General features: G+C 44.0%; 16 protein-coding genes. 4 read left to right on the forward strand and 12 right to left on the reverse strand.

Features of this window, described 5'->3' with window-relative positions; all coding sequences use genetic code 11:
• Positions 1-221: 221 nt before the first annotated feature.
• The 3 genes from ndk to B2P60_RS09450 all read right to left on the reverse strand — a co-directional run bounded on the left by ndk (position 222) and on the right by B2P60_RS09450 (position 3,740).
• A complete protein-coding gene (gene ndk / locus B2P60_RS09440; protein ID WP_193006607.1) occupies positions 222-653 on the reverse strand; it encodes a nucleoside-diphosphate kinase in 432 nt (143 codons plus the stop codon).
• A 347-nt stretch (positions 654-1,000) separates the two neighbouring features.
• Positions 1,001-2,290 carry an adenylosuccinate synthase gene (locus B2P60_RS09445; protein ID WP_198334952.1) on the reverse strand — a complete coding sequence of 430 codons (1,290 nt, stop codon included), beginning with the start codon at positions 2,288-2,290 and terminating at the stop codon, positions 1,001-1,003.
• Between the two features lie 142 nt (positions 2,291-2,432).
• Positions 2,433-3,740 (reverse strand): ATP phosphoribosyltransferase regulatory subunit, encoded by a 1,308-nt coding sequence (locus tag B2P60_RS09450; protein WP_286740994.1) that lies wholly within the window; start codon positions 3,738-3,740, stop codon positions 2,433-2,435.
• 452 nt (positions 3,741-4,192) lie between these two features.
• On the opposite strand from B2P60_RS09450, the gene B2P60_RS09455 reads away from it, so the two are divergent.
• The 4 genes from B2P60_RS09455 (at position 4,193) to B2P60_RS09470 (ending at position 9,603) form a co-directional block, all read left to right on the forward strand.
• Positions 4,193-4,582 carry a DUF2237 family protein gene (locus tag B2P60_RS09455; RefSeq protein WP_193006604.1) on the forward strand — a complete coding sequence of 130 codons (390 nt, stop codon included), beginning with the start codon at positions 4,193-4,195 and terminating at the stop codon, positions 4,580-4,582.
• 204 nt (positions 4,583-4,786) lie between these two features.
• A complete protein-coding gene (gene corA, locus B2P60_RS09460) occupies positions 4,787-6,001 on the forward strand; it encodes a magnesium/cobalt transporter CorA (protein WP_286740995.1) in 1,215 nt (404 codons plus the stop codon).
• Between the two features lie 278 nt (positions 6,002-6,279).
• Positions 6,280-7,977, forward strand: a complete 1,698-nt coding sequence (locus tag B2P60_RS09465) for a chromosome condensation regulator RCC1 (protein WP_286740996.1) — start codon at positions 6,280-6,282, stop codon at positions 7,975-7,977.
• A gap of 138 nt (positions 7,978-8,115) precedes the next feature.
• The gene (locus B2P60_RS09470) at positions 8,116-9,603 is read left to right on the forward strand and encodes a di-heme oxidoredictase family protein (RefSeq protein ID WP_286740997.1); all 1,488 of its coding nucleotides are present in this window, start codon (positions 8,116-8,118) and stop codon (positions 9,601-9,603) included.
• 83 nt (positions 9,604-9,686) lie between these two features.
• On the opposite strand, the gene B2P60_RS09475 is transcribed toward B2P60_RS09470, so the two are convergent.
• The 9 genes from B2P60_RS09475 to B2P60_RS09515 form a co-directional block, all read right to left on the reverse strand.
• Positions 9,687-10,205 (reverse strand): phosphate-starvation-inducible protein PsiE, encoded by a 519-nt coding sequence (locus B2P60_RS09475; protein ID WP_230709528.1) that lies wholly within the window; start codon positions 10,203-10,205, stop codon positions 9,687-9,689.
• 101 nt (positions 10,206-10,306) lie between these two features.
• Complete coding sequence (folD, locus tag B2P60_RS09480; protein WP_286740999.1) at positions 10,307-11,185, reverse strand: bifunctional methylenetetrahydrofolate dehydrogenase/methenyltetrahydrofolate cyclohydrolase FolD; 879 nt, start codon at positions 11,183-11,185, stop codon at positions 10,307-10,309.
• A gap of 374 nt (positions 11,186-11,559) precedes the next feature.
• Complete coding sequence (locus B2P60_RS09485) at positions 11,560-13,014, reverse strand: capsule assembly Wzi family protein (protein WP_414706651.1); 1,455 nt, start codon at positions 13,012-13,014, stop codon at positions 11,560-11,562.
• Between the two features lie 103 nt (positions 13,015-13,117).
• Entirely contained in the window at positions 13,118-14,329 is a 1,212-nt protein-coding gene (locus B2P60_RS09490) for a DegT/DnrJ/EryC1/StrS family aminotransferase (protein WP_286741001.1), read from the reverse strand.
• Between the two features lie 44 nt (positions 14,330-14,373).
• Complete coding sequence (locus B2P60_RS09495; RefSeq protein WP_286741004.1) at positions 14,374-15,036, reverse strand: acetyltransferase; 663 nt, start codon at positions 15,034-15,036, stop codon at positions 14,374-14,376.
• On the reverse strand, positions 15,029-15,652 hold the full coding sequence (locus B2P60_RS09500) for a sugar transferase (protein ID WP_286741005.1): 624 nt from the start codon (positions 15,650-15,652) through the stop codon (positions 15,029-15,031). Before B2P60_RS09500 ends, B2P60_RS09495 begins: the two co-directional genes overlap by 8 nt.
• Complete coding sequence (locus B2P60_RS09505; protein WP_286741007.1) at positions 15,653-16,783, reverse strand: glycosyltransferase family 4 protein; 1,131 nt, start codon at positions 16,781-16,783, stop codon at positions 15,653-15,655.
• A gap of 10 nt (positions 16,784-16,793) precedes the next feature.
• A complete protein-coding gene (locus B2P60_RS09510) occupies positions 16,794-17,861 on the reverse strand; it encodes a hypothetical protein (protein ID WP_286741008.1) in 1,068 nt (355 codons plus the stop codon).
• Entirely contained in the window at positions 17,848-18,741 is an 894-nt protein-coding gene (locus B2P60_RS09515) for a glycosyl transferase (RefSeq protein WP_286741009.1), read from the reverse strand. The genes B2P60_RS09510 and B2P60_RS09515 overlap by 14 nt, the downstream gene beginning before the upstream one ends.
• Positions 18,742-18,772: the final 31 nt, after the last annotated feature.

Here is an 18,772-nt window from a genome sequence, read left to right on the forward strand (position 1 = left end):
AATCCAATAAAATTATGCTGATAAGGGATTGATAACGCTAATTAAATACGATAATGAGGGAAACCTTGGACAATTTCAACAAAGACTGTGACTATTATAATCGAAGTTACCCATCAGCAAATAATTAAAACGGCCTATACCCATAAGATATAAGCCGTCTTGCAAAACCAATTATAACCAATCAATTTTGTAAATAACTGGTGCACAGTTGATTTACGATATTAACGCGTACGAGCACAAACTTCATCATCATTGAAGAAGTAGCTGATTTCACGTTTGGCTGATTCCGCTGAATCTGAGCCATGAACCGCGTTTTCATCGATGCTGCTTGCGAAATCAGCACGGATAGTGCCAACAGCGGCGTCTTTTGGGTTGGTTGCACCCATGATTTCACGATGCTTAGCGATGGCGTTTTCGCCTTCTAGTACTGATACCAATACTGGACCTGACATCATGAACGATTTTAGATCATTGTAAAATGGACGCTCAGCGTGTTCAGCGTAGAAACCGCCTGCTTTTTCATCATCAAGTTGTAGCATTTTGGCGGCAACGATTTTTAGACCCGCTTGTTCAAAACGGTCATAGATAGCGCCGATGTGGTTGCCAGCAACTGCGTCAGGTTTGATGATAGATAAAGTACGTTCGTTAGCCATAAAAAGCTCCTAATAAATGCTAAATTCAATAAAAAAAATGAAAGAGTTCATGCTTTGTTTTGTCTTTGGCCACAGTGTTGGCTAGGCTGATTTCAATGAACCACTGCTTACTAACATGCAAACATGAGCGCCAACACAGGATTGCTGCCTATTATAATGATTAAGGCTATAAATGATAGGGTTAATTTATGACCGCACCTTGCATAAAAGTAAATTTATTAGGTAGCAATTGTTAATAACGCTATGCCCTTTTATAAAAGTAAAAACCCCAATGCTCAGCACTGGGGTTTTAATGTTTACTCGTTCAACCTATTTACTAACAGATGATAGTAAACAGAGGTGATAAACTAAGCATCATACGGGTCACGAAGTACGATCGTCTCTTCACGGTCAGGGCCCGTTGAGATGATATCGACTGGGCAACCAATCAAGTCTTCGATACGTTTGATGTATTTTTTCGCATTTTCTGGCAGGTCATCATAGTTGGTAATACCAACGGTAGATTCGCTCCAGCCTTGCATGGTTTCGTACTTAGGCGTCACTGACTCATAGAATTCAGCATCATGGGCGCCTGCGCACTCAGTCTCAGGCAAGTTATAACCCACACCGATGAGTAACTCTTCAAGACCATCTAGTACGTCAAGCTTGGTCAAGCAAATACCGGACATAGAGTTAAGCACGACTGCACGGCGTAACGCTTCTGCATCGAACCAACCACAGCGGCGCGCACGACCAGTCGTCGCACCAAACTCATGACCGACTTTGGCCAAATGCGCCCCTACATCATCGAACAATTCTGTTGGGAACGGACCGCTACCCACGCGTGTGGTATAAGCTTTAGTGATACCAAGGACGTAGTCTAAATACAGTGGACCAATACCCGTACCCGTTGATACGCCACCAGCGGTCACGCTTGAGCTGGTCACAAACGGATAAGTACCGTGGTCAATATCCAGTAGCGTACCTTGGGCACCTTCAAACATGAGGTTTTTGCCAGCAAGGCGCAACTGGTTTAGATCTTCGGTAACGTCAGTGACCATACCAGTGATCTCAGCTTTCCACTCTTGGCACAGCTTGTACGTCTCATCAAAATCAATCGCGTCAACTTTGTAATACTCAGTCAATTGGAAGTTATGATATTCAATTAAGTTACGTAGCTTTTCTTCTAAATCTTCACGGAACAAGTCAGCAAGTTTGATGGCACGGCGAGCCACTTTGTCTTCGTACGCAGGCCCGATACCACGACCCGTCGTACCGATTTTACCAGTACCGCGCTTGGCTTCACGCGCTTGGTCAAGAGCGACGTGATATGGCATGATCAGTGGACAGTTAGGAGAGATACGTAGACGCTCACGTACGGGTACGTTGTTGTCTTCAAGCTCTTTCATTTCTTTGAGTAGGGCGTCAGGTGCCAACACCACGCCATTACCGATAAAGCAAGTCACGCCTTCACGTAAGATACCTGATGGGATCAAATGCAATACGGTGGTTTTGCCATCGACAACCAACGTGTGACCAGCGTTGTGACCGCCTTGAAAGCGAGCAACTGCTGAGGCTTTTTCGGTAAGTAAATCAACGATTTTACCCTTACCTTCATCGCCCCATTGGCTACCCAAAACTACGACATTCTTACCCATGATCAATCCTTACCTTTATGTATTGAGGTGTGTGCAATAACGGTTGAAAAATTAAATAACTTTGTTGACTGTCTCTTTGTCTCTAACAATGTATCTCAGAGCTTGTATCTAATAATTTATATCTAACCAACGACTTAGCTTATTAAATGGTTTGTAGCTGCCACTGATTGTCTACAAAGTTTAAATGATGCGTGATAGCGGCTGGGCGGTCTTCTGCATTTAACGGCATCGTGACACGATAACCCTGCTGACGTAAGCTCTCAACTTGTTGTAACAATATCTGTTTTTGCTCGTGATCTGCGGTATTTAATGCATCAAAATCCACCAACACGATGGTTGGCGCATCAAGCTGAGTGTGAGCGAGCAAACGACTGACGTCCATACTAAAACCAGTGGCTTCACGGAGCTCATGTCCCGTTAACTGACTGCCGCTTTGCATCCCATCGAAACGGCCGCCACGTACCAGCGGTTGGGTCTCGCTATTGATATAACCATTGAACACAATACCCGTGTGATAGTGGTAGCCTGATAGCTCCGTCACATCGATACTGACATCGCATTGCCATTGGTCTTGTAAATGTGTTTTTAACCGTTGCAGCTCATCAACCGCCGCCGTAATTTGTGCATCTTGCTGAGCGGTGGCTGACAGTTTAACCAATAGATTTGCAATATCGTGGCCAAAGCGGGCTAATGCATAAAAGTCATCACCCATCGGTAATATTTGGCACACACGTTTTAGCTCTGGTAAGTTTTTGTTGGCGTATAAGTGCATCAAGTGTTCAGTATCACCCTCTGCCAGCTCAGCCAATTCAGCCAAACGCTTAAATATGGCTACGTGACCCAAATCGATGTGCAGCGCAGCACTCATGTTTAGCTTATTGACCATGCCAAACAACACATCTATCAGCTCGATATCTGCGGCAAGTGAGGCACAACCAAATATCTCAGCACCCAACTGCAATGGCGTGCGTGAGCCAAACAGTCCTGACGGTAATGTATGGATCACATCCCCTGCGTAGCAATAACGCGCAATACCTGTACCACCGTGATGCGCGTCAATACGTAAAATCTGCGGCGTGATATCAGCGCGCAGCCCCATCAACCGACCCGTTAGCTGATCGATAATCTTAAAGGTTTGACGCTTTAAATCCTCTGAGGCATCACTTAACAACGATTCAGTGAACTCAATCATTGGCGGATTCACCAGCTGATAACCATGCGTAATGAGCTGCTGCGTCAACTGATACCGAAGCACTTCTTGCTTATGGGCATCTTCGAACAACACGTCTACTACCCCATCAGGCAGCAACCAGCTATTGGCAACGTCGCTCGCAAAGTTGCTAAGAGAGGGCATGCGATTGGGCATAGCATTGTTTTCAGCGGACTGAGCCGCCGCTTGATTGAGAGTATTTGACTGGGCGGGTTTTACGGAATCAGAACTGACAGACACAATAAATCCTTGTTTGGCGTATCGCTTACCAAAAACGCGGTACTGATGCGGTACTTAAAGGTTATATTTACAATTGCTTTGACGTCGGCATTTTTTATTTTTAACGCGCAACATCATTGACCCAATTATTGATAAACAAACTAGGTAACCGCAAAAGCGTGAGTAATAAGTATAATTTAGAATGATAAGACGAGTATCTATATGCGCTAACAAACTGCGATAAGCTAACAGACCTTAATAAATCACCAAGGCACTTTATGCTTTAGTTTAGCATAGCCGTTTAGGTTCGCCTAGTGACAATTGGCCACAATCACTATCTAATTATGCTTCCTTGTTATTCTGCATCGGCGCTAAAGCGAGACAAGTTATAAAGAAAACGGTGAGCGCGGTAGAACCACGCCGCCAGCACAAACTCATGGTACACTAACGTATATTTTTATCTCGGACGCCTTATGTCAACTGACTACCATCCAAACCCCGCCATCAACCAAACCAATGTTTTAGGGACGGCACTTGCGAGCTGCTGCTTTGATCCGCTTACCGGCTATTATCGCAATGGCTTTTGTCATACTGGCAATCATGACGTCGGCCAGCATACCGTCTGTGCCAAAATGACCAGCGAGTTTTTGAACTTTTCGGCCAGTCGCGGCAATGACCTTATCACGCCCCTGCCTGAGTATGGCTTTGAAGGTCTCAAACCCGGTGACTACTGGTGTATCTGTGCCCTACGCTGGGTCGAAGCACTCGACTTTGATATTGCACCGCCCATAAAACTAGAAGCCTGTCATGAAAGTTTATTAAGCTTGGTCGATATTGACACCTTAAAAAGCTACGCGCTTTGACAAAGTGTGGTTGATTCACCCAAAAACCGATATAGTGCTGCTGGGATGAATTTAGCGCAGCCTCTGTCGGCGTAGGCACAGCACGCAAGGTAAATTTATACCAGTGGTACGGCGATAGCAGTATTAACCTGTCGATTTTATTTTAAACTAACTATACTGTGAGTTTTGATAATTAGCATTTTTTACTTTAAAAAGGGAAGGTGTATGGAAGACAATCACGATCAGTTGATTAAAAAAACAGCACGGATTGCACCCAACTCTAACGTCAATCATATTTATGCCAATATGAGTGACAAACACCTGTATCTAGACAATGATGACAGCTATATCTATGGTGATGCGGATGCGACCACTGAGGACACCATTGAGACCATGACGGTCTACGATCCAGACTCTGAACGTTATGAAGATATCGATTTGTCCAGTGTGGACGAGGTGGTCAACTGCTACGCCTACTCGCGCAAAACGGGTGAAAAGCTCGATCAAGTGGCCCTCAATGACGTCAGTCGCGCTTTGAGTAACAATGGCCAATTTATCTGGTTGGGTCTATACGATCCAAGCTTAGAGACCATGGTCAAAGTCAAAGAAGCCTTTGATTTGCATGAGTTGGCGATTGAGGATGCTTTTGCTGATCATCAACGTGCCAAAGTGGAAAACTACGACAACGACATGGTGTTTGTGGTGCTGCGTACTGCCAAACTTGAAGATAATATTATCCGCTATGGCACCACAGCGATATTTATGGGCAAAAACTACCTGATTACTATCCGTAATGGCCCCTCAAACTCCTATGCACCCGTCCGTGAGCACTGCCATCGTCGCCCTGAAAAGCTACGTATGGGACCTATCTTTGTCCTACATGCCATTCTCGATTTTATCGTTGATAACTATATGCCGATCACCGACCGCTTAGGTCGTTACTTACGTGAGCAAGAGCGCTATGTGTTTACCTATGAGTTTAATAAAGAAACGTTAAAAAATCTTTATGAGCTTAAATCACAACTGGTACACATGCGCGCCATTATCTTGCCGGTGCAAGACATCTGTAGCTTCTTTATCAATCATAAAAAAAGCGAGCTGGTCTCTGGTTTTTCGCAAGCAGCGAAGCCCTACTTTCGCGATGTGAATGACCACCTTTTGCATTCTCTCGATGCGATCAACGGTCTTAATGAGATGCTGAGCGTGGTCATGAACACCTATATGGCCATGGTAAATACCGGACAGAACGAAGTGGTGCGTAAGCTTGCCGCTTGGGCAGGTATTCTAGCTGTTCCAACCGCCATCGCTGGTATCTATGGCATGAACTTTGACTTCATGCCTGAGCTGCATTGGAAGTACTCGTATTTTGTCATTATGGTGGTTATTGGGTCATTGTGTGGCTATCTTTACTATAACTTTAAAAGGTTAAAGTGGTTATAGCGATTTTTTCTTCGTAGAAGTTTGTCTATTCAGCAAAATAGCATCGACGCCGATGCTATTTTTTTAATTCATTATTGATAATAATTCTTATTTGTAATATTATTCGCATCTAATATTACTAAATTCTTGCCCTTACTCCTAATAAACCCATTCCAAAAGTTACGATTGGCACTATTAACACTGCTAAGCCTACAAAATTACGAAATGTAGGACATGCGCCCCTCTTTTACGCTGCTCTAATTTTTGCCATGGTACTACTTGTTCCTATTGAGGTTTTTATGCGCTTATCCCATCTCACTCAAGCCGTAGCACTCGTTACCGCAACCTTGCTGCTTACGGCTTGCTTTGATGACTCCGACACCACTATCATTGATGGAACACCGCCATTATTAACGACCGATAGCAACTTTACTGATGGCTATAGCGCTGTTGCTGCGGTGTTTGTCTCAGGGCAAGTACAAGACAGCAGCGGTATCAAATCTTTAACTTACACGCTCAATGAAACACCAGCACAAGCGCTGTCAGTCGACCCAGAAGGATACTTTAGCGATCGTATTTTATTAGCCCGGGGTAGTAATACCATTACGTTAGAAGCCACAGACAACGCTGGTAACATCATGCGCTCAACCAAAACCATCTATTTGGGTGATACCATCGCGGCAAGCGGCTCTCATACGGGTGCGCTTCGCGATGGCGAACTCTATGGCTGGGGGCGTAACAACTACGGGCAAACGGGTCTTGGATTTACCACCAACCTGTCAGACGCCATGAGCCATCCTAAAACACCAATGCTGATGAACAATGCGCCAGACAACTTGCTTTCTATCAACTTTAATCAAAACCACTCACTTGCTATCGCTAACAATGGTCAAGTTTATAGCTGGGGCGAAGACAAATATGGCCAATTAGGCCGCGGCGATACAGGTCGTAATAACTGCAGCAATGTGGCTGACTGCCGCCTTGATATCAGTACCATTGCAGGTATTGAAAACGCAGTGATGGTAGCGCCTGGCTACAAGCATAACTTGGTACTAACCGAAGACGGCAGTGTTTGGGCATTTGGTGCCAACGAGCAAGGACAGCTGGGCAATGACACGACTGCCAATCCTAGCACGACTGCCAATAGCAGCGTACCAGTCAAGGTTGACTTCTCGGCAGCAGAGGGTGCCGGCCACATTGTGCAAGTTGTCGCCAGCGCGAATAGCTCCTACGCCTTAGATGATAAAGGTCAGGTCTGGGGTTGGGGCAGCGATGCTTATGCCAATCTTGGAAAAGGCAAAGCTTGCACCACTGCTAATAATTGCGTCAACATCAACCCCGCGCCGGTTCTTATTAATGTCATTAATGAGGATCCAGTTAATGCGACCCAAACTACCCACTCTACACTCGCTATAGATGTAGAGAAAGTCACGCAATTGGCAGCTGGTAGAGATCATGTATTGGCGTTAACCAATAAAGAATCTGTTTATGGTTGGGGTCTCAATGCCAGTAGTCAATTAGGTTATTATGGTGAATTATTCAAAAATACCGAAGCTGCGTGGGCCAGTATCGTGGCCACACCGACCAAACTGCCATGGTTCACGGATAAAGACGTGCGTCGCGTTTATGCCAATGGTAATGCCAGCTATGCGTTGTTAGACAACGTTGCTGTCGGCACTGACACCACTACCGATGGCATCCTCTATGCTTGGGGCGCGTTTGGTGAAACAAACAGTGAAGGTACGACGGAGTATGACAATCTAGATGAGCCGACCAATAAGCTGCCCAATTTAAAGAATATCGATAACATGGCAATGGGCGCCATGCACTTGATTGCTCATGAAAAACCGCTTAACCAAGACGGCGCTATCAATACCGGATATGGTCAGCTATTTACTTGGGGCTGGAGCTTTGAAGGCTCGTTAGGCAACGCGGACACCACTCATGTCTGGATGTACAACACCCCTATGCCAGTTGTGCTACCAAACCAGCTATAGCTGACAGCGGCTTCATTTAAAAACTGAATAAGTTGAGAATTTAACAAGGGTTGCATCATTTTGCAGCCCTTGTTGCCTAACAGGTATCCCTACTCGTTTTTAGTTTACTACTTAACCCTATTATCCTTAGGTAACACCATGCCCTTACGCGCCAACCCCTCCACCATTTTAACCGCCCCACCATTAAGCGTATCTTTATTAAATATTGTGCGTAGTACTCTACTCGGTTTGATTATAACAGTGCTACTTAGTGGCTGTGGAGGGTCAGACGGCTCAGATGGCTCAGATGATAGTACTTCCAGCACACCCAGCCTTCCTAGCGACCCCAACCCACCAACCACACCTGACAGCCCAGAAGTCGATACCGACTGGCAACCAGCAGGTGGCAACGCCACGATCTCCGCTGATGTATCACGCCCATTTCTACAAATCATGCCAAACCTACCAAGCAGTGCGCTAGGCGGCGTATCACCCGGGCGTGAGTTATTTATCACACAGTGGACGCCTGCCAATGAAGGTCGCGCCCTCTTCGATGGTGTGGGTCCGCTTTTTAATGCCAATGCCTGCACCCAATGCCATAGCGCTGAAGGGCGCAAGCCTGTTTATGCGGCTGATGGTGTATTGAGCGATGCCATTTTATTCAGACTCGGCGACCAACAAGGGTTGGCGCATCCTTACTATGGCGAACAAATGCAGCATCAAAGTATTGATCCCAGTATCGCCACTGAAGGCAGTGTACGCTACGCCATGACTGCCGCTCATGGTGAGACGCCTGCTGGTGTACAGTTTGGCTTTACGCCCACTGACCCGAATCAGCCTTTAGGAAATATGGCCATTAGCGGTCGTATCTCGCCGCAGCTGGTCGGTATGGGCTTGCTTGATCTGATTCCTGAGGCTAACATCATCGCTGCTGCTGACCCTGACGATAACGACAAAGACGGAATCAGCGGCCGGATACACTGGGTGGATGAAGGCATGCAACAACGTATTGGACGCTTTGGCTGGAAAGCCATTAACGCAAGTCTACGCACCCAAAATGCCAATGCCATGTCACAAGATATGGGCTTGACTACCTCAGTGTTTATGGAGCCCAATTGTACGGTGAACCAACCGATTTGTTGGACCGCGGCAAACGGCGGCTCTCCAGAAGTCTCAGACAGTAGCTTGGATGCGGTGAGCGACTTTATGACGGCATTGGCCGTTCCTGAGCGGCGCACGGGTGACTTAGCGACCTTTAATAAAGGGGCGAGCCTTTTTGCGCAAGTCGGCTGTACAGGCTGTCACACGCCCAAGCAGAAGACAGGCGATAGCAGTCGCTTTCCACTACTATCACAGCAGACCATTTATCCTTATACCGACTTGCTGCTTCATGATATGGGCGCAGGTTTGGATGATGGAGTAAAAGAAAAGAACGCAGAGAGCTATGAATGGCGCACACCGCCATTGTGGGGTATTGGGATTGTGGCGCGTGACCCAGAAGCCCGTTTTTTGCATGATGGTCGCGCCAATAGTTTGACTGAGGCCATACTCTGGCATGGCGGTGAGGCAGAAGCAGTAAAGACACGCTTTAAGCAACTGTCTGCCACGCAAAAACAAACATTATTGACATTTTTGAACGGTATTTAAGAGGCAAAGTTAACGTTCCAGCAGTTACAAAAAAGGGCTACCATCGGTAGCCCTCTTTTGTACATGATACTTGTACTTAGTCATCATTCTCGGCGATGTTTCGTAGTGCTATCAGGTGCCTGAGCGTCATCAGGCAAAAGGGATTTGACCGTTAGGTTGGCATGATGCTGATCGAGATTGTCTTCTGGACGACCAAACGTTCTTGCCGTCCATGTCAGTACCACGATAGCAGCGCTTAACAACATGATAGCCACCGAAATCGTCGCCAGTAGCCATAAGTGAAAGTAATCTGAGACAGCCTGCACATCGACGACCAAATGTCGTGACAAGGCTGTAATGGCAATAAATATCAAAAACTGTACGGGCAGACGATGGGTCTTAAAGTAAATACCTATCATCGCCAGTAGCTCAAGATAAATAAACAGCATCAAAATATCTTTTAAATCCGCTGAGCCTTTTTGGAGGATATATATAAACTCTTTACCCGCCGTCCAAACCACCACCACACTGATTAAAAACAAGATTACGTAATGACAGATATCGACAAACTCTCTACCAACACCTTGTAATCGCTCATGAATACCGACGTTTTTTTTAGCCATGCTTTTAGCTCCTATCAACTGGGATGGGGTTGACTGAGCCTGAGTCTGTGCTGCTCAGACCCTCTTATCCATTGGCGATTAGCACTCGTATGAGTCGTGGCTTAGCTGACAGCCAAACCAGCTGATTTTTCAGCCGCATCGACCGTTTGGCGAATGAGCGTGTTAATGGTCATCGGACCGACACCACCGGGTACTGGCGTATAAGCACTGGCGATATTTTCCACGCCCTGCATTTCGATATCACCAACGCCGCCATCATCGGTTGGGTGGAAACCTGCATCAATAACAACCGCCCCTTTCTTAATCCATTCTGCTTTAATCAACTCAGGCACCCCTACTGCCCCAACCACGATATCTGCGCGCTGAATATGAGCGGCCAAGTCCTGAGTTTTGGAATGGCAAATGGTGACGGTACAGTTGGCGTTCAATAGCATCATCGCCATTGGTTTACCCAAGATGGCACTGCGCCCTACTACCACGGCCTCCAAGCCTGCCAGCTCTATATCGTAATGCGCTAATAGATGCATGATGCCTTGCGGTGTGCATGAACCATAAGCGGACTGTTGCATCGCCATACGGCCAAAACCAAGACACGTCACCCCATCGACGTCTTTTGCCAAATCGATTTGCTCAAAGCAGGCACGCTCATCAATATGGGCGGGTACGGGATGTTGTAGCAAAATACCATGCACATCAGGGTTATTGTTTAGCTCATCTATCTTTGCCATCAATTGCTCGGTAGTGGTCGCAGCTGGCATCTCGACACGTATAGAGTCCATACCGACACGCTTACAAGCATTACCTTTCATCCGCACATACGTCGCTGACGCTGGATCATCACCAACCAATATCGTCGCAAGGCTTGGTGTACGTCCAGTTTTATCCTTGATGGCATCCACGCGGGTGCGCAGTTGCTGTTCTATTTGTTTGGCAAGGGCTTTGCCGTCCAAAATGGTGGCGGATGGTTGGGCAATAGACATAGTAACTCCAATAGAGGAAGCGTTAAAAAAGTAAAGACAATGCCCGCAATGACCTTGCACGCCTGTCTTTTGCTTGGGTAGTATTGAATGAACTGAAGGTGTTTTTGCCTTTGGTATTGTACCTGTCTGCGCTATAGAATCCTAGCGTGTATTGAGGGTCAACCAAAAATTCACGCATCGAGAATGAGACTTTAAGATAAACAAAAGGAATTCACTGATTAATTATTAAGAGAAGGTTTTAGCTAAAAATGTACATGAGCAGGAATGTCAACAAGTGTATAGCTTTAGAAGGTTTAAATAAAAAACGGCCTATTAGCATTTAATAGACCGTTTTATAACTTTTAAGAGTTTTAGATAGTTAAGTGAACTGCAATCTAGTAGGTTTGTAACTCTAAGCCTACTGCGGCACCAATATCACTGGATTGGCTATCAGAATCTACCGCCCACAGTCTGGTGGTAACCAGCGCTTTCGGCTGTAGCTGATGCTCCCATGCCACATCGATACCTGTCAGCTTATCGGTAGTAGGAAATGCTTGATTAATAGCTTCATCTGCTTGATTGACTTTTGCATACTGCACTTTAGCATTAATAAAATTGCGATTATCAAGCCATAGGCGACCACCAAGCGCGATGCTCTCCGCATCACCGCCTAACGCATACCCCAATGGATAGCCTTGCTGATAATACCCATCTGTATAAGTACCATGGTCATAAGAGACACCCCGAACGTCGCCACTAGTGCGTGTATCTGTGTACTCCGCATAAAGCTGATAAGGCTTACCGTAAGCACTAGAAGCATAGTCTGCGCCCGCTAGATACATATTTTTGGCAGGTAGTCCCCCTGCTTCATCCTCACCGACATACTGAGCATAAACGCCAGCAGGTACATTCACCAATAGTGCTAAATTTAAGCGTGCATCGAACCCACCAAGTTGATTAGCAGGGTCGCCCTCTACATTACCATCATCAGCATTATCTTTGGTTCCCAACACTGCATCGGTAAAAGAGCTAAAGCTTTCTGGTCGGCCCTCTCCGCCCCACATAAAGGTACGAGATGCACCAACCTCTAACCATGGCCAAGGACTCGCAGTAAGGCGCGCACCAAATAGTTTCGCATCTGGAATGGCTTCATAATCTTCTAGCTGACCCGCGAACAGCTGATACTGCCAAGGCCCTACCCACGATAAATACTGATTAGTCGGAGCGGTTTGCGTATCACGCTGCATGGTAAAACCTGCAACCGGTAAGCTCGCATCGCCTCGAATGAGACTACCATCATGACCTGGCCCCCACCATGCTGGTACTTTACCCGCTATTAACCATTGATTGGCTGCTGTACCGGCGATATATGATCCTTCAAAACTGACATCACTATCATCATCGATAAGCTCATCGTTCTTCAGGTTGGCTTGCAAATTAAACTCCCAATCCGCTTCACTCAGCGATACGCCTACTGTTGCCTGTTGACCAGCAAGCTGATCATCTGCAAACGTTTGTGGGAGCTGCTCTCGATCGGTCTGAACGTATAATCCTGCCGAACCTTTAACCAATGAATCACGATTTTGATTGAGCCTAGCCTGTACCGACTGTAGTATCTGCTGCTGCGCTGGCGTCTGGGCATTAGCGGTATTGACAGCGCGTTTGATCTCGTTAGCAGTCAGTGGCCAAGTGCTGGTGCTAATGTGCATCACCCCTTGAGTATCCAGCCAATCCAGATCTGCCTTTAGCTTCAAATCATTCATATACAGGTTTTGTGCGGATGCCCACATTGACATCATCCCAAGACCTACTAACAAACTAAATTGCTTATGTTTTGGTTGCTTATACATGGTTACCACCTTTTTATAAATGGGACTTATCTATGCCAGATAAGCAATTAAGTAATAAATACACTTTTAAAGCATACATATCAACGCACACGTTATAAGCAAACTAGGCTTGACTGGCCTTATCAATATTTGCCAACACACTATCCAATGCCTGTACGGTTTGCGCAATCTCTGCTTGTGTCAGCGTTGGATGCACGAGAAACATCAAGCTGGTCTCGCCAAGCTGCTTGGCGACTGGTAATCTGCTTTTTGGACGTAAACCCGTACCATCAAACGCTTTTTCCAGATACACCTCAGAGGCTGATCCAGAAAAACAAGGCACGCCTTGCTCATTGATCTCTTGAATAATACGATCTCGCGACCAATCTTCAGGTAGGCTCTCTGACCGCACATAGACGTAGAGCTTATAATAGGCGTGGGTCGAATCTGCAAACTGAAGCGACTCTTCTAATCTTGGCGCAGAAAGGTAGCCTTTTGCTTCCCACTTAGCACACGCATCTAATATAGCGTGAGCATTGGCGGTACGAGCCGCTGTCCAATCGCTCATACGCTCAAGTTGAATACGACCGATGACCGCTTGCATTTCGGTCATGCGCCAGTTGGTACCAAAGCTCTCATGCAACCAACGATAACCAGGTGGGTGTTCCGTTTCATATACGGCAGCATAGCTTTTGCCATGGTCTTTATACGCCCACATCTTGCGCCACAACTGCTCGTCATTGGTGGTAACCATACCGCCCTCACCGCCTGTAGTCATGATCTTATCTTGGCAAAAGCTCCATGCACCGATATGCCCAATACTACCAACGCTGCGACCTTTATAACGCGCACCATGTGCTTGAGCGCAGTCCTCAATCACATAGAGATTGTGCTGCTCTGCCAACGCCATGATGCCATCCATATCACAAGGCCAACCTGCCAAATGTACGCACACGATGCCCTTGGTTTTATCCGTCAGTACTGCAGCGATTGACTCAGGCGTAATGTTACCTGTGGTCTCGTCAACATCAGCAAAAACCGGAGTTGCTCCCGTATTGACCACCGATGAGATACTAGCAATAAAGGTCCGCGGCGTCACAATCACTTCATCGCCTGCGCCAATATCTAGTGCTTGTAAGGCTACATCTAAGGCAAGCGTACCATTACTCATGGCAACCGCGTAACGACTGCCTGTCCAGTCAGCAAACTCTCGCTCAAATTGACGGCACTCTTGCCCTGTCCAGTAGTTGACTTTATTAGATAGTAATACTTGGCTGACGGCATCGGCCTCGATTTGAGTAAAGCTTGGCCAAGGTGAAAAAGGGGTGTTTAGCATAGTCGTCTCAATAACTCTATTTATGGATAACGGAAGCACTTAGCTTAAGGTTTGTTTAGTGGCCTTGCAGGGTTGCCGACTACTACCACGCCAGCTGGCACGTCTTTGGTAACGACCGCCCCCATCCCGACGATGGCACCTTTGCCAATAATTAATGGCTTATCAGGCGTCCCTTGCTTGATGACTGCACCTGTGCCGATATAGGCATGGTCATGGATATGAATATTACCATTACAACTGACGCGAGGGGCAAAGGTGACATAATCGCCAATGATACAGTCATGCTCGACATAACTATATAAATTGGCATGAAAGCATTTACCGATAGTGACGTTAGCGGCAATGGTGACAAATGGACTGAGGGCAGCACCGGCAGCGATACTGACTGCATCCATAATTAAGGTGTTCGCTCCCTGTACTGTCCACAGTGAGATACCATCTTCAACCAATTGTTCTGCTATTTTTTGACGAATATGGCTATTAGCAATGGCTATAAGAACAAACTTACCATCGCTATTTATACTCTTAAATTTTGCATAATTCATCGCCGTATAGCCGTTGACAGTCGTCTCTTCCTCTAATGCGTCGTCAATAAATACGATTTGACTATCTGCTTGAGCATTTAAGCGCCGTAATTGATCAACGGCGACTGGCATTAAGCTACGACCACAGCCTGAGGCACCATAGACGGCAAATACTTTACTCATAGCTATTTTCTAAAGCTGACTGATTTTGAGAGCCAGTAAATTTACTCATTGTCGCCTCACCGTCGGCACTAATGCCATCTTTGATCACCACTTTTTTTACCGTCTTAAGCAGTATCTTGATATCTAACCACAATGATTGATTATCGACATACCATGTATCTAACTCAAACTTTTTATCCCAACCAATAGCATTACGACCATTCACTTGCGCATAACCGGTAATGCCAGGGCGTACATTATGACGACGCGCTTGCTCTTTACTATATAGCGGCAGATATTCCATCAATAACGGGCGTGGTCCGACTAAGCTCATATCGCCTCTGACAACATTCCACAGCTCAGGCAGCTCATCCAAACTACTATTACGTAGCATTTTACCAAAGTCAGTCAAGCGCTCACTATCAGGCAAAGGATTGCCCGCACTATCTATGGCATCCTTCATGGTACGAAACTTAATCATCTCAAACGGCTTACCGTCTAGACCCGGGCGGGTTTGACGAAATAGCACTGGCGAGCCTAAGTTCTTTTTAACTTTGTAAGCAGTGATGGCGTATACCGGAGATAGGGCTACTAAAGCGGTGGTTGCAGCAGTGATATCGAAAAGGCGTTTTATCATTTATAAACCCAACATATCTATAAATCGTTTATTTACTTTATCAGCATCGAATTTTTCTTGCGCTATTTTATAACTTTCATAGCCCATTTTCTTAATCTCTTCAGGATGCTCTATGAAATAAATCATTTTTTCTGCTAACGCTTGTGGATTCCACTTCTCTACTAAGAAGCCATTGACGCCATCAACCACTGTCTCGCGACAACCGGGCACGTCTGTAGTGACTACAGCACGTCCAATAGCCATCGCCTCTTGGGTACTACGGGGTACGCCTTCACGATATGAAGGCAATACAAACACATGGCTGTCTGCAATCCATTTTTGGACGTCATCGACCTGACCAGGATAATTGATAATATTTAATGAAACTAGTCTGTCTAGTTCTGATTGCTGCAGAGCACCGGGATTAGAAGAGTCTATCGCTCCTAATACCGTAAACTGTACATTAGGATAACTCTGTTTAACGATTTTCGCTGCTGCTATAAAGTCATGTATTCCTTTCTCTTTTAACATACGTCCAATAAATAAAAAGTTAATAGGTGAGTCAATATTTTCTATAGGTTGATGGCTGTACTTATCTAAGTCCAAACCTATACCACCCAATACGTCTAGTTCCTTTACTTTTATACGATAAGCCTCTAATAGATCCTTTGGATCATCTGGATTTAGAAATATGATGTTGTCAAGTTGTGGTAAAGCTATTTTATAAAGAAGCACTTGAATGCTTTTGATTAACTGTGCTTTTTTACTCAGTCCTTCCGGTTGTTCTGTAAATGCATACCCTAGACCTTCTAGCATACCAATCACTCGTGGTACTTTAGCAAGTTTTGCTGCTAAGGTACCAAAGATAACGGGCTTAGAAAAGTAGGAAAAAACCAAATCTGGAGCTATTTCTTTGATTTTTTTAGTTAAGGCGTAGGTTGTTTTAGCATCAGCTAAGGGGTTCATTCCTCCACGATTTGATTCGTAAGTTATAGGTATCGCACCTGACGCCTCTATTTTACTTAGCTCTTCTTCCGTATATTCAGAAGTAAAAGCATATACAGTATAGCTTTTCGCAAGCAAAGCTTTTATCAAATCAGCACGAAAGCCTAAAAAACTAGAAGCGACAGTACCTATAATAACTATTTTCATTTTATCTAACCTATAATCTCTTTGACGACAATCTTTTAATTCTTAAAATATAAAAGAAACTGATGTAAATAGCTAAGTAGTTATATATTCTTAATCTAACTGCAGTACCTAGGTTGTCATTGCCAATCAACCATACACTGCCATAGACAACGAAAAATATAATAAGAAAACGAACAAAATTATCCGCTAGTCTAATATTTTTGACTACATATACTAGCATGAAAAAAAATGGCACAGTCTCAACTAAAAACAAAATTATCGCAAGTGGGTTTGTAACATATAGGCCGAATAGTTGACCTAAAGCACTTAATATAAAGTTTGGAATGAACATGATAGGGTTAGAAAAATCTAAGCCTAGGGTAGAAGCACCTCCAACCTCTTCAAAACCTGAACGATAGTCAGTAAGAAAATCAAGATAACCTAAATAGTTAACGAAAAACAAAGCTGAAAAATATAATACCGCAAGAAAGACTAAACGTCTCTTAGTGAATCTTATTTTCCAAAGAAAAAGAGCTAATAGGAATGCATAACCTAAATACGGTCTTAAGCCTAATAAGAAAAAGCCAATAATTAGTGAAAATATAAACAACAGTAAGAAATTTACATAATTTGAACTATTCAAACATCTTTTTACTACCAAACAGCCTACTAAGAAGCTAAAAACCATGAATACATCACGATAAACATCAAATGTATAAAAGAAAATTGTTGGGTAGATCAAACATAACAGAATTATATAAAGATAATTCTTTTGATCCTCTTTAAAGTTAAGGTCTGCAAGCTTGTTTACTAAACCAGGGATAAAGAATAAACTTATAAAAAATAATAGGTAGGAAGTGATAATACGTGAATATAACCCACGATCATTAAGATACCTCAACATCACTGGCCATATATTCACAGCAGAATCAGCGTAGCCTAAAGCATAATCATTGTAGTACTCAGCATCATTTCCTCCACCCAGACCAATTGAAAAAAAGTCGTTTTGTATCGCAATAAAGAATAGGCTTTTTATAAAGACCAGTAGTACTATAGTAAATACCAGAAAGGCACTTGGTAAAATTTTAAATACTTTCATTGACAACTTCTCTTAGAAAGCCCTCGAAATTTGAATGAGATAATATATTTTCCCAAGAGTAATCTTTCATAACAGAATAATTAAAACTATTCAAATTTTCAAATTTTGTAATATCTAGTGTAGTATCACAACTTAACCAAAAAGGCTGATAATTTATGTTCTTAAAAAAATATTCTGCCCACTCATATCTATTAGAAATAACTTTCAAGCCTGATGCTAAATACTCTAAAGTTTTAGTGCTAGTTTGGATATTATACGGATAGATATCAGGTGTATAATTTAACCCAAACCTGGCATTTCTATAGATCTCTGGAAGCAATTCACGATTGACCGCACCTATAAGAGTAATATTTTCAGAGTTCAATAAATCTCGATCTTCTATCGTTAGCTTTCCAACTACTAATACCTTGTAACTCTTAGCAAGATTTAATAAAGTTTCTATTAAACCATTGCGTCCAGACACAGAACCACAATAAACTATATCATAATCTGGATTTTCATTGGGTTTTTGAAAAAGGTTTTCATCAACACCCATATCCCTGTAAATAAAAGGTATTTTATCTTCAAAAAATAAATGCTCATGAACAAAATTATTTAAAAAAATACGACCATTAGGTTTATTGTTTATTAGTTTTTTACCGAAATTTTTCAACTTCGCATAAGGAGGAGTAGATAAACTTTGATATTCATGAATTTCTTTTGCTCTACCTTTCTTTTTCTCCCAAAAAGGCTTTAATCCCGTGATATATAGATTAATATCATTATCGGGATCTAATTTGTAATCCAGTTGTACAATATGGCCCTTTCTAATTAAATATTTCTGATAAGCATAAGATTCTGGAGTATATGCATTTTCTGAAATTGGTATGCCAATGATCATTGACTGCTATCCTTGGTTTATAAAATCTGTT

Source organism: Psychrobacter sp. UBA3068, assembly GCF_002366815.1.
In the GTDB taxonomy this organism is placed as follows: domain Bacteria; phylum Pseudomonadota; class Gammaproteobacteria; order Pseudomonadales; family Moraxellaceae; genus Psychrobacter; species Psychrobacter namhaensis.

What these genes read in the sequence shown, in the direction of transcription:
- folD (WP_286740999.1), bottom strand. Translation starts at nt 11,185, where the DNA reads ATGTCTATTGCCCAACCATCCGCCACCATTTTGGACGGCAAAGCCCTT.
- B2P60_RS09505 (WP_286741007.1), bottom strand. Translation starts at nt 16,783, where the DNA reads ATGAAAATAGTTATTATAGGTACTGTCGCTTCTAGTTTTTTAGGCTTT.
- B2P60_RS09490 (WP_286741001.1), bottom strand. Translation starts at nt 14,329, where the DNA reads ATGCTAAACACCCCTTTTTCACCTTGGCCAAGCTTTACTCAAATCGAG.
- B2P60_RS09515 (WP_286741009.1), bottom strand. Translation starts at nt 18,741, where the DNA reads ATGATCATTGGCATACCAATTTCAGAAAATGCATATACTCCAGAATCT.
- B2P60_RS09485 (WP_414706651.1), bottom strand. Translation starts at nt 13,014, where the DNA reads ATGTATAAGCAACCAAAACATAAGCAATTTAGTTTGTTAGTAGGTCTT.
- B2P60_RS09465 (WP_286740996.1), top strand. Translation starts at nt 6,280, where the DNA reads ATGCGCTTATCCCATCTCACTCAAGCCGTAGCACTCGTTACCGCAACC.
- B2P60_RS09445 (WP_198334952.1), bottom strand. Translation starts at nt 2,290, where the DNA reads ATGGGTAAGAATGTCGTAGTTTTGGGTAGCCAATGGGGCGATGAAGGT.
- B2P60_RS09470 (WP_286740997.1), top strand. Translation starts at nt 8,116, where the DNA reads ATGCCCTTACGCGCCAACCCCTCCACCATTTTAACCGCCCCACCATTA.
- corA (WP_286740995.1), top strand. Translation starts at nt 4,787, where the DNA reads ATGGAAGACAATCACGATCAGTTGATTAAAAAAACAGCACGGATTGCA.
- B2P60_RS09495 (WP_286741004.1), bottom strand. Translation starts at nt 15,036, where the DNA reads ATGAGTAAAGTATTTGCCGTCTATGGTGCCTCAGGCTGTGGTCGTAGC.
- ndk (WP_193006607.1), bottom strand. Translation starts at nt 653, where the DNA reads ATGGCTAACGAACGTACTTTATCTATCATCAAACCTGACGCAGTTGCT.
- B2P60_RS09455 (WP_193006604.1), top strand. Translation starts at nt 4,193, where the DNA reads ATGTCAACTGACTACCATCCAAACCCCGCCATCAACCAAACCAATGTT.
- B2P60_RS09500 (WP_286741005.1), bottom strand. Translation starts at nt 15,652, where the DNA reads ATGATAAAACGCCTTTTCGATATCACTGCTGCAACCACCGCTTTAGTA.
- B2P60_RS09475 (WP_230709528.1), bottom strand. Translation starts at nt 10,205, where the DNA reads ATGGCTAAAAAAAACGTCGGTATTCATGAGCGATTACAAGGTGTTGGT.
- B2P60_RS09510 (WP_286741008.1), bottom strand. Translation starts at nt 17,861, where the DNA reads ATGAAAGTATTTAAAATTTTACCAAGTGCCTTTCTGGTATTTACTATA.